We start from the raw sequence: 11,237 nt of genomic DNA on the forward strand, positions 1-11,237 counted from the left end.
TCTGTACTGCGTGACCCCAGCACGCAGATTATAAAAGACAAGCCCGAAAAAGATGGTCACTGAAAGGTAAACCTCTACTGCGTGTACCAAGCACGCAGAACATCAAAGACAACGTAAAAGAAAAAGGTCACCAAAAATAACCCACAGAGCATAAAAAACCCACAAAAAGAAAACAGGGCTTGCGCCCTGTCCTCATGTTCGCCGCAAAAAATACACCGCATCCAACCCGGCGAACAGGATCAGATACCCGGAGGTCAACAGATACCGGGCGGAGTACTTGGCAATGATCTCCTGGATCACGCCGCCGCCCCAGCCGGTACCGCCGAACACCTCCAGCCCCGGATACTTCCAGTACATCCACAAGCCCAGCGCCGCCCCCAGCAACAGGGGCAATAGACACGCCCCGGCAAACACGAACCGCCTGCCCATCAGCTTGTCCGCACCGGAATCCAGTTGCACGGCGTGATACAGCAGGCAGATCAGCAGGGGCAGCGCCCCCATGACCCACACCTGCATCTGGAAATAGTCATAAGCCACCCACAGCAGGGTCTGGGCAAACAGGCTCCCTGCCGTCAGCAGTGCAAGCATGCCGAGCTTCTTGGGAATGGACTGTTCCATGGGCTGCTTACTCCTCCGCTTCCTCACCGGAATCCTCCGGGATCACTTCGTTTTTCTCCGCTGCGGCAGCGTCCGCCTGCTGTGCCTGAAGCTCCTCCTCCGACAACTGCTCCACCGACTGGATCTCTGCGGAATCGTCATGCTCCGCCCGGGTAAAGGTCACCACCTTGGCGTCCTCGCTGACCCGCATCACCCGAACGCCCTTGGCGTATCTGCTCATGATCCGGATATCGCTGGTGCGGATCCGGATGATGATCCCGTCGCTGGCAATGAGGATGATGTCGTCCGCCTCATCCACCACCTTGATGCCGCATACATAGCCACGCTCCGCATCCACCTTGTAGTTGCTCAGACCATAGCCGCCCCGGTTCTGAAGCCGGTAAGCGTCAAGCTCCGTCCGTCTGCCAAAGCCCTGCTCGGTGACGGTGAGGACGGTTGCCCCCTCCCGGACTCTCGCCATGGATACGACCTGATCCTCCTCCCGCAGGTGGATCGCCCGGACGCCGTGTGCAGACCGGGACATTTGCCGGATGCAGCTTTCCTCCATCCGCAGCGTCATGCCGTTCCGGGTGGCAACCATCAGTTGGCTGCTGCCGTCGGTCATGCGCACTGCCGCAATTTCGTCCCCATCGTCCAGACCAATGGCGATCAGACCGTTTTTCCGCACATTCCGATATGCGGACAGGGGAGTACGCTTGATCTTGCCGTTCTTGGTGACGATCACCACGAATTTATCGTCCTCAAAGTCCGTGGTTTTCAGCATAGCGGCGATCTTCTCCCCTTCTGCCAGGGGCAGCAGGTTCACCAGATTCACCCCACGGGACGCCTTGGAGCCTTCCGTAATTTCATAGCACTTGAGCCGGTACATGAGCCCCTTATTGCTGATAAACAGCAGATGGTCGTGGGTGGAGGCAATGAACAGCTCCTCCACGAAATCCTCCTCCCGCTGCTTCATGCCGCTGACGCCCTTGCCGCCCCGCTTCTGGGTCTTGTAGGTGTCCACGGGGGCACGCTTGATGTACCCGTTGTGGGTATAGGTCACCACGCTGTCCTCCACCGGGATCAGATCCTCAATGTCCACTTCTCCGCTGATGGTCTCGATCTGGGTGCGCCGGTCGTCCCCGAACTTCTTCCGGATCACTTCCAGTTCCTCCCGGATCACCCCGTACATTTTGCTCCGATCCTCCAGCAGCTCCTCCAGCTCTGCGATCCTTCCGCAGATCTGCTCCAACTCGTCCATGATCTTTTCCCGTTCCAGACCGGTCAGCTGTCCCAGGCGCATCTGTACAATGGCTTCCGCCTGTACATCCGTCAGACCCACGCCGATCTCGATCTTGTTGGCATAGGGGTACTGGGCACGATCCAGCAGGGTGGACATATCCGTATCCTTGAACCGCTCCATCAGCCGCTGCTTGCCCTCTGCCACATTCTTGGAGGAACGGAGGATATCGATGACCTCGTCGATGTAGTCAATGGCAAGCGCAAAGCCCTGGAGCACATGCGCCCGGTTCTTGCACTTGTTCAGATCATACAGGGTGCGCTTGGTGACAACCTCCACCTGGAAGTTCAGATACTCCTCCAGCATCTGCTTCAGGTTCAGCACCTTTGGCTCCCCGTTCACCAGTGCCAGCATGGTCACGCCCACCGTATCCTGCAACTGGGTATAGCTGAACAGCTTGTTCCGGATGATCTCCGGAATGGCGTCCTTTTTCAGCTCGATGACGATCCGCATACCGGAACGGTCGGACTCATCCCGCAGGTTGTGAATACCGTCAATGCGCTTGTCCTTCACCAGATCCGCAATGCTCTCAATGAGCCGTGCCTTGTTGACCATGTAGGGGATCTCGTGGACGATGATGCAGTTTCTGCCCTTGATCTCCTCAAAGGAGGTGTTGGCACGGAGGGTCAGCTTTGCCCGTCCGGTGGCGTATGCCGCCCGGATGGCTGCTCTGCCCATGAGGATGCCCCCGGTGGGGAAATCCGGCCCCTTGATATGCTCCATCAGATCGTCCAGGGTACAGTCCGGATTGTCGATCAGGGTGCTGATGCCGTCAATGACCTCTCCCAGATTGTGGGGCGGAATGTTGGTTGCCATACCCACGGCAATGCCCACGGAGCCGTTCACCAGCAGGTTCGGGAACCGGGAGGGCAGCACCACAGGCTCCTTGAGCCGGTCGTCGTAGTTGGACATGAAGGGTACCGTGTCCTTGCCGATGTCCGTCAGCATCTCCACAGCGATTTTCGCCATTCTCGCTTCCGTATAACGATATGCCGCCGGCGGATCTCCGTCCACGGAGCCGAAGTTGCCGTGGCCGTCCACCAGAGGATACCGCAAAGAGAAGGGCTGCGCCAGCCGCACCAGTGCGTCATACACGGAGGCGTCTCCGTGGGGATGGTACCGGCCCAGCACGGCGCCCACCGTATCGGCGCATTTTCTGTATGCCTTGTCCGGGGTCAGTCCGTTTTCGTGGAGGGTGTACAGGATCCGGCGGTGTACGGGCTTCAACCCGTCCCGCACATCCGGCAGCGCCCGGGACACGATAACGGACATGGAATATTCGATAAAGGATTTTTTCATTTCCCTTTCGATATCCACGGGCAGCACAATTTCAGTTTCGCTGAACAAATCGATCAGTTCCTTTCTGTCTGTTTATCCGGGCAGAACTGCCGTCCCAGCTTTTCGGCAAACAAGCCGGCAAGCTGGCGGTTCTCCTCCGGGGAAAAAGCCTGTTTTGGGATCACATAAAACATGGCACGAACCTGGTACACCAGGAAAAATTCCGCTGATTCCACAATTTTTACTTGCTTGTTGAAGGGGATCACCGTATCCGCCAGTTGGGGCGGCTCCTCCGGGAAAATGTCGTGGAACCCGTCTCCGGACTCCTGTTCCGCATCCTCCTCCGGTTCCGGCAGGATCGTGCCGATGGTCAGCCCATCCTCCTCCACCGTCAGCCGATAGGTTTCGTCCCCCAGATCCTTGATGGCGTTCAGAAGCTGCCGCCGGATCTTTTTCGGGTTGTACCACTGGATGAAAATCACCGCCAGGCACGCAAAGATCAGCACATAAGTCAGGGTATTCCCCGGATCCTGCAAGGCGGCGCTGACGTAAAACACGATCACAGCCCCTAAAAATGCGGTGATGATCCAGCACCGGGGGTAGACGAATTTCCGCTGGAACAGGGTAAAGGCTTTGGCAAATAATTCAAAGGGAATGCTGTATTCCCGCTGCATTTTTTCCTTCATGAACCCTCCGTTTAAATATCCAGATTCTGTGCGTATTTTGCATTCTTCTCGATAAATTCCCGTCTGGGGGCAACCTTATCCCCCATGAGGATGGAAAAGGTCTCGTCCGCCTTCACTGCGTCCGCCATTTCCACCTTGATCATGGTTCTGGTGTCCGGGTTCATGGTGGTGTCCCAGAGCTGGTGTGCGTCCATCTCGCCAAGACCCTTGTACCGCTGCACCTCCACCTTGGCGTTGGGGGATTCCGCATTGAACTGGGCGATGTATTTGTCACGCTCCTCGTCGGAGAAGGCATACTTGAAGGTCTTCCCCTTTGCCACCCGGAACAGGGGCGGCTGGGCAATGTAAATATTTCCATTTGTGATCAGGGGACGCATGAACCGGAAGAAGAAGGTCAGCAGCAGCGTCCGGATATGGGAACCGTCCACATCCGCATCCGCCATGATGATGACCTTTCCGTACCGGAGCTTGGAAATGTCGAAATCCTCCCCGATGCTGGTGCCCAGGGCAGTCACCACCGGCATGAGCTTTTCGTTGCAGTATACCTTGTCGATCCGTGCCTTCTCCACGTTCAGCATCTTGCCCCACAGGGGAAGGATCGCCTGGTACCGGCGGTCTCTGCCCTCCTTGGCGGAGCCTCCCGCAGAATCACCCTCGACAATGTAAATTTCCGTCATTTCAATATCCCGCTCGGAGCAGTCCGCCAGCTTTCCCGGCAGGCTTGCGCTTTCCATAGCGGTTTTCCGCCGGGCAGTTTCTCTCGCCTTTTTGGCAGCCTCCCTGGCACGCTGCGCCGCCAGGCTCTTGTCGAAAATCGCCCGTGCCACCGCCGGATTCTCCTCCAGGTAGTTCATGAGCTTTTCGGACACGATGGACTCCACAAAGGGCTTGATCTCCGGATTTCCCAGCTTCACCTTGGTCTGGCTCTCGAACTGGCAGTCCGTCAGCTTGACGGAGATGATGGCGGTCAAGCCTTCCCGCACGTCCTCCCCCATCAGCTTGGAGTCATCCTTCAGCAGGCCGAACCGCTTGCCGTATTCGTTCAGGGTCTTGGTCAGCGCATTCCGGAAGCCCAGCTCGTGCATGCCCCCGTCGATGGTATGCACATTGTTGGCAAAGGACAGGATCAGCTCGTTGTAGCTGTCGTTGTACTGCATGGCGATCTCCACCGCATTGTCCCCCTTGGACCCTGTAAAGTAGATCACCTGCTCGGACAGGCTTTCCAGTCCCCGTGTTTTGTGGATATGCTCGATAAACTGGCGGATGCCCCCTTCGTAGCACATCTTCTCCCCCTGGGGATTCGCCGGATCCCGCTGATCCGACAGCTCGATGGTCAGCCCCGCATTCAGAAACGCCTGTTCCCGCATGCGCTTGAGGAGGACCTCGTAGTCAAACACGGTGGTTTCCTCAAAGATCTCTGCGTCCGGCTTGAACATGACGGAGGTGCCGTGCTCTGTGGTGTCCCCGATGATTTTCAGAGGCTCCGCATAATTCCCCCGTTCAAACCGCTGGAAGTGTACATGGCTCCCGTCCTTGACGGTCAGCTCCAGCCATTCCGACAGCGCATTGACAACGGATGCTCCCACGCCATGGAGACCGCCGGCGACCTTGTAGCCGCCGCCGCCGAATTTTCCCCCTGCATGCAGCACTGTATACACCACCGTTGCAGCGGAGATCCCCTCCTTGGGGTGGATGCCTGTGGGAATGCCCCGTCCGTTATCCGTAACCCGGATGATATCCCCCGGCAGAATTTCTACCTGAATATGGGTACAATACCCGGCAAGCGCCTCGTCAATGGAGTTATCCACGATCTCGTACACCAGGTGATGCAGTCCGCCGGAACCGGTGGTGCCGATGTACATGCCCGGACGCTTCCGTACAGCCTCCAGCCCCTCCAGCACCTGGATCTGGCTTTCGTCATACTGCTGTGCTCCCGGTTTTATCTGTTCTGTTTCGCTCATGATTCCATCCTTTCCTCAAAACAGCGTGTTTGCACGCTTGCGCAGTGTTGCAACGGAGATCTGGGAAATATAAACCACTTCTCTGCCCCGCTCGTTGCAGACAATGAAGCTTTTGGGCATTTCATAGCTGACATTCACCACCCGTTTCTCCCGTTCCGCCCGTTCCAGAAACTCCTTGGTGGCTTTGCCGATGGTGGTATTCTCCAGATCGAAAATGCCGGTGACGCATTTGTCCGACACAGAGATCTCATTGCCCAGGTGTATATACATCCCACGCCTCCGTTACAATATTTTTCCGTTTTCTATGGTGATCCGCATGCCCCGGTCACTGCCCAATACAGCCCCTTCGTTGCATGTGGTAATAAATACCTGCATTTCCTGCACGATGCTGTACACCAATTCCTGCCGGCTCTTGTCCAGCTCTCCCATCACATCGTCCAGCAGCACCACCGGGGACTGCCCCTGACTGTGCCGATAGATCTCCGCCTGGGCAAGCTTCAGCACCAGCGCCGTGCTTTTCTTCTGTCCCTGGGAGCCGAAATCCCGGACGGGCTTGCCGTTGATCTTGAACAGCAGATCATCCCGGCTTGCCCCGATGCTGGTGTACCCCAGCCGGATATCGTCCGTGGAGGACATGGTCAGCTTCCGCAGATAGTAATCCTGCATCGGCTCGGTGACGGTTTCCGGCATCTCATAGTCCCGGTACATGCCGGACTGGTATTCCACCGTCAGCTGCTCCCGTCCCCCGGTGATGATGTTGTACAGCCGGGCGCAAACCGGCGCAAACCGCTGCACATAGCTGTGCCGGATGTGGGACAGATGCGCCCCTGCCACCGCCAGCTGCGCGTCCCAGATGGCAAGATCCAGAGGGGTGCCGTTTCCGGCGCCGATGCTCCGGAGCACCTGGTTCCGCTGAATGGTCAGATTCTCGAACCGGCGCAGCACGTCCATATTTTTCGGCCGGATCTGGGCGCAGCAGAGATCCAGGAAATTCCGCCGCTTGTCCGGCAGTCCCTTGATGAGCATGGTATCGTCCGGGGTGAACACCACGCACTGGAACTGGGCAAAGAGCCGGCTGCCCCCCCGCAGAGGCACCCCATTCAGGGTGATTTTCTTTTCCCGGCTGCTTTTCTGAATGGCGTAGGTGATGTGCTGCTCCCGGCGGCTGTCCCGGAATGCAGCCTGCATCCGCATGACCTCCTGGTCAAAGCTCACCAGATCCCGTTCCCGGACGCCCCGGAAGCTCCTGCACCCGGTCAGCAGCCAGATCGCCTCCAGCAGATTGGTTTTCCCCTGGGCATTCTGCCCCACAATGAGGTTATACCGGGGGTCCGGCTCCAACTGAATATGCTCCAGATTCCGGAAATGCTCCGCCTCCAGCCCGGTCAGATGCATTGCTCCACCGTCAGCCGGTATTCTCCGGCCTCTACCACGTCGCCGCTGCGGATTTTCTTCCCCCGCATGGTGCAGATTTCGCCGTTTACCTTCACCTGTCCCCCCTGGATCAGCTCCTTGGCGAAGCCCCCGGTGTCGGTCAGCCCGGCATATTTCAGCAGGGAGTCCAGCTTGATGAACTCCGTGCGGATGGAAACCCGTTGGTTCTGCATGGAAACGCCCCCTTGCTTAGTATTTCAGATCCACCGGCATCACCAGGAACACAAAGCTGTCCCCCTCCGGCGGAATGATCTTCACAACCCGGTTGCCGCCGCTGAGATGGATCCTAAGCTTGTCGCATTCAGACGCCCGCAGCGCATCCAGCATGAATTTGTTGTTGAAGCCGATGGTGACGGCATCGCCGCTGAGATCCACCGGAATGGTATCGGAAATGCTGCCGATGCCGGTCTTGCAGCTGACCTTCACGGTGCCGTTTTCAAAGACGCAGCGCACCGGTGCCTTGTTTTTCTCGTTGATGAGCAGTGCGCACCGCTCCAGACAGTTCACCAGCTCTCTGGTACGGACGATGACCTCCGTCCGCTTGTCCGGGGGAATGGAAGCCCGGTAGTTGTGGAAATCCCCCTCCAGCAGCCGGGAGAATACAGTGATCTCTCCCAATTCAAAGACAATGTGCTTGAAATTGTTGTAAATGCCGCAGGGTGCCTTGGCATCCTCCTTCAGCAGTCTGGATACTTCTGACAGTGTTCTGGCAGGCACCACGAACCGGTGCACCTCCGCCGTGTCGATATGCTCCGTCCGCAGGGCAAGCCGGTACCCGTCGCTGGTGACCATGTTGAAATTCCCGTCCTCGGTAATGTCGAACAGGGCGCCGGTCATGACCGGCTTGTTCTCGTTCAGGGAAACTGCATGGGCAGTCTGGTTGATCATGGATTTCAGCTGATCCTGGGGCACCAGGAACCGGTGCTCATCGCTGACCTCCGGCAGATCCGGATACTCCTCCGCAGACATGGCGGAAATGCAGTACTCGGTTACAGCGCCGGTGATGCGGATATTCAGCATTTCATCCGTCTCAAAGGTCAGGATCTCATCGCTCATTTTCCGGGTGATCTCGCTGAACAGCCGGGCATTCACCACAAATTCACCGCAGTCCTCGGAAACCGCCTCAATGGTGGAACGGATTCCCAGCTCCAGATCATAGCCGGTCAGCTCCAGCACCGTGTAGGACAGCTTGATCCGGATGCCCTCCAGGGCGGTAATGGTGGATTTGACGCTGACCGCTTTGGATACGTTGCCGATGGCAGCGCAGATATCTTCCTTCTTGCATGAAAACTTCATGATTGGCTCCTTTTTGGGGGATGTCCGGACTTTCCACAGCCGCCGGCTTTCGTTCCGGCTTGTTGGTGGGATCAATCCATCCATCCATCTTAATTTTTTTCAGCAGTAGTAGTAGAGGGGTTGAAACTGTTCAAACAGCCCTTCCCCGGCAGTTTTCCGGGATTTTCTCCTCCACAGCCCCTTCGTGGAATGATTCTTGAAAAGTGGAAAGCCGGATCGCTCTGTGGAAACCGGCAGAACTTGTGGAGTGGAAAGGGAAAAATCCTTGAAACTTTCGTGGAAAATCCGGAGTCCTGTCGGATCCGGGCGGAAAACTGTAAAAAAGCCGAATGGGTAAACTGTGGACAAGGTGATGCGGATCGGCGCTGCGCCTTGCTTTCTTTTCCACACAGGTTTCAACAATCTGTTGAAAAGCTGGTGGAAACTCAGTTCTTGCCCCGTTCCCGGATGTTCTTGATGAGGGTCTCCACCAGTTCCTTCAAGGAACTGTCCTTCTGGATGGACTGGGAGATGCTGTTGACCGCATACACGATGGTGGAGTGATCCCGACCGCCGAATTCCATGCCGATGGAAGCAAGGGGCATCTGGGTGATTTCCCGCACCACATAGATCGCCACCTTCCGGGCATTGGAGATCTGGGAGGAGCGCTTGTTGGAGCGGATATCGTCCGGGGATACCCCGTACACGTTGGCAACCTCCGCAATGATCTTCTCCACGGTAATGGGGATGGGCTGGTCGTCGGTGAGAATGTCCCGGATCACGCTCTGCGCCATGGCAATGGAGGGCTGGCTCCCTGCCAGATGCTTCAGCGCCTTGAGCTTTTTCACCGCCCCCTCCAGTTGTCGGATGTTGGTTTTGAGCCGGTTTGCGATGAATTCTGCCACCTCGTCCGGCAGATTCAGGTCTAACAGCTCTGCCTTCCGGCGGATGATGGCGATCCGGGTCTCGAAATCCGGAGTGGAAATATCGGCGATCAGACCGCTTTCAAACCGGCTCCGGATCCGATCCTCCAGGATCTTGATATCCTTGGGGGGACGGTCGGAGGTCAGTACGATCTGCTTGCCCTCGCTGTGCAGCTTATTGAAGGTGTGGAAAAATTCCTCCTGGGTGGAGTCCTTGCCGGCGATAAACTGTACATCGTCCACCAGCAGCACGTCCGCATTCCGGTACTTGTCGTGGAACAGGGAGGTGTCCTGCTTTTTCTGAATGGCTTCGATCAGCTCGTTTGCAAAGGTCTCTCCGGTGACATATACGATGTTGAGGTTCGGGTCGTTCCGGCGCATTTCGTTGGCGATTGCGGTCATCAAGTGGGTCTTGCCCAGGCCGGAGGGGCCGTAAATGAACAGGGGGTTGTATGTATCGCTTGCCTTGTTCCGGTCGTGCTTTGCCACGGCAGTGCAGGCGGCATAGGCGAATTCGTTGGATTTTCCTACAATAAAAGTGTCAAAGGTGTAGTCATACTCAGCGCCCTCAAAGCTTTTTTCCAGTTGTGCATGCTTCTTTTCCAGCTCCTGGATATCCACCTTTTCCGCCGGCTTCTGGCTTTCGATGATGATCTCCAGCTCCACGTCAAAGCCCAGGGTATTGCGGAAGCCCTCCTGCAGGAGGCTCTTGAAATTATTCAGTACCACGCCCTTCTGAAATTCCGAATTGCACTGGAGCACCGCCTTGGTGCCGTCCAGGGAGACGGGGATCAGGGTATTGATCCAGAGATTGATTGCCACATCGCCAATGTTTCCCACCTCGATACAATACTTTTTGACCTGCTCAAACACTTCCGCAAAGGAATTCATATAATTTATACCTCCTCAGCAGGCATGGCGGAAACCCGGAACCCGGTTTGCCTGCCTGCCCCTATACATATATAATATGCCAAAAAACAGTCCGATTGCACTTAAGCCTATTATACCATATTTCCATGATAAAGTAAAGGCATTCGGGGGCATTCAGCGATCTTTTTTCTTTGCAGTGCTGGAAAAAATCTGTCCGAAAGCTTGACAAATCCGGACTCCGATGCTATACTCTTATAATGTAACAGTATGTGTATATGCGGATGTGGCGGAATTGGTAGACGCGCTAGATTTAGGCTCTAGTGGATTCATCCGTGAGTGTTCGAGTCACTTCATCCGCACCAGCGCTCCCCATTCCGGGGAGCGTTTTTCTTTTGCCGCTCCGAACCGGCAAGGGAATGTATTTTTCAGAACATCTTGCTGTGGAAAGCGGAAGGTTTCTCAACATGGTTTTCCACAACCCGGTGGAAAACTTCTGTGAAAGCAGGTGGACAAGAAAAAGAAAATGCAATGCCGGACAAAGGATCTTGTAGTGAAAAAGCAGCGGTTTCTCAACATGACTTTCCACAACGCTGTGGAAAACCATGTTGAGATCCGGTGAATTGGTCGCATTTTGCGCAAAATAGTCCACGAACCCGGGTTTCTTTGCCCGAATGCCGCTGGATTTGGCGTAAAACCGGCAAAAATTGTTGACGAACTGCCCCTTTGCCGGTATAATAAATACAGGTTTCCCTGCGGGGTCTGTGTTTGGTGATCGTTTGCTTTGTGGGGATACGCTGGGTCGTTCTGTGTGACCGTTTCTTTTTCTTTATGCTCTGCGTGCTGTGGATACGAAGTACCGCTTTACGAAGTGACCTTTTTCTTTTAAACCATCTTATAAAATCTGCGTGCTCCA

Annotated in this window: 9 protein-coding genes and 1 tRNA gene; 1 reads left to right on the forward strand and 9 read right to left on the reverse strand. The window is 56.0% G+C overall.

The features are described from left to right. Positions 1 to 192 precede the first annotated feature (192 nt). The 9 genes from RUM_RS01280 to dnaA form a co-directional block, all read right to left on the reverse strand. Positions 193 to 618, reverse strand: coding sequence for a hypothetical protein (locus RUM_RS01280; protein WP_015557420.1), 426 nt, complete (start codon positions 616 to 618; stop codon positions 193 to 195). A gap of 7 nt (positions 619 to 625) precedes the next feature. After that, entirely contained in the window at positions 626 to 3,244 is a 2,619-nt protein-coding gene (gyrA, locus tag RUM_RS01285) for a DNA gyrase subunit A (RefSeq protein WP_276695622.1), read from the reverse strand. Positions 3,245 to 3,249: 5 nt separating this feature from the next. Next, the gene (locus tag RUM_RS11850; protein ID WP_015557421.1) at positions 3,250 to 3,861 is read right to left on the reverse strand and encodes a YcxB family protein; all 612 of its coding nucleotides are present in this window, start codon (positions 3,859 to 3,861) and stop codon (positions 3,250 to 3,252) included. 11 nt (positions 3,862 to 3,872) lie between these two features. Next, on the reverse strand, positions 3,873 to 5,822 hold the full coding sequence (gyrB, locus tag RUM_RS01295) for a DNA topoisomerase (ATP-hydrolyzing) subunit B (RefSeq protein ID WP_015557422.1): 1,950 nt from the start codon (positions 5,820 to 5,822) through the stop codon (positions 3,873 to 3,875). A 15-nt stretch (positions 5,823 to 5,837) separates the two neighbouring features. Beyond that, entirely contained in the window at positions 5,838 to 6,092 is a 255-nt protein-coding gene (gene remB / locus RUM_RS01300) for an extracellular matrix regulator RemB (protein ID WP_015557423.1), read from the reverse strand. 12 nt (positions 6,093 to 6,104) lie between these two features. Next, positions 6,105 to 7,217, reverse strand: coding sequence for a DNA replication/repair protein RecF (gene recF / locus RUM_RS01305; protein ID WP_015557424.1), 1,113 nt, complete (start codon positions 7,215 to 7,217; stop codon positions 6,105 to 6,107). Beyond that, on the reverse strand, positions 7,208 to 7,429 hold the full coding sequence (locus RUM_RS01310) for an RNA-binding S4 domain-containing protein (protein ID WP_015557425.1): 222 nt from the start codon (positions 7,427 to 7,429) through the stop codon (positions 7,208 to 7,210). The genes recF and RUM_RS01310 overlap by 10 nt, the downstream gene beginning before the upstream one ends. Before the next feature lie 16 nt (positions 7,430 to 7,445). Then, positions 7,446 to 8,552, reverse strand: coding sequence for a DNA polymerase III subunit beta (gene dnaN / locus RUM_RS01315; RefSeq protein ID WP_015557426.1), 1,107 nt, complete (start codon positions 8,550 to 8,552; stop codon positions 7,446 to 7,448). Between the two features lie 425 nt (positions 8,553 to 8,977). After that, positions 8,978 to 10,345, reverse strand: coding sequence for a chromosomal replication initiator protein DnaA (gene dnaA, locus RUM_RS01320; protein ID WP_015557427.1), 1,368 nt, complete (start codon positions 10,343 to 10,345; stop codon positions 8,978 to 8,980). 256 nt (positions 10,346 to 10,601) lie between these two features. Between dnaA and RUM_RS01325 the strand changes: the two genes are divergently transcribed. Then, positions 10,602 to 10,686, forward strand: a tRNA-Leu gene (locus RUM_RS01325). Positions 10,687 to 11,237: the final 551 nt, after the last annotated feature.

Origin of the sequence: Ruminococcus champanellensis 18P13 = JCM 17042 (assembly GCF_000210095.1) — a bacterium.
Classification (GTDB): Bacteria; Bacillota; Clostridia; order Oscillospirales; family Ruminococcaceae; genus Ruminococcus_F; species Ruminococcus_F champanellensis.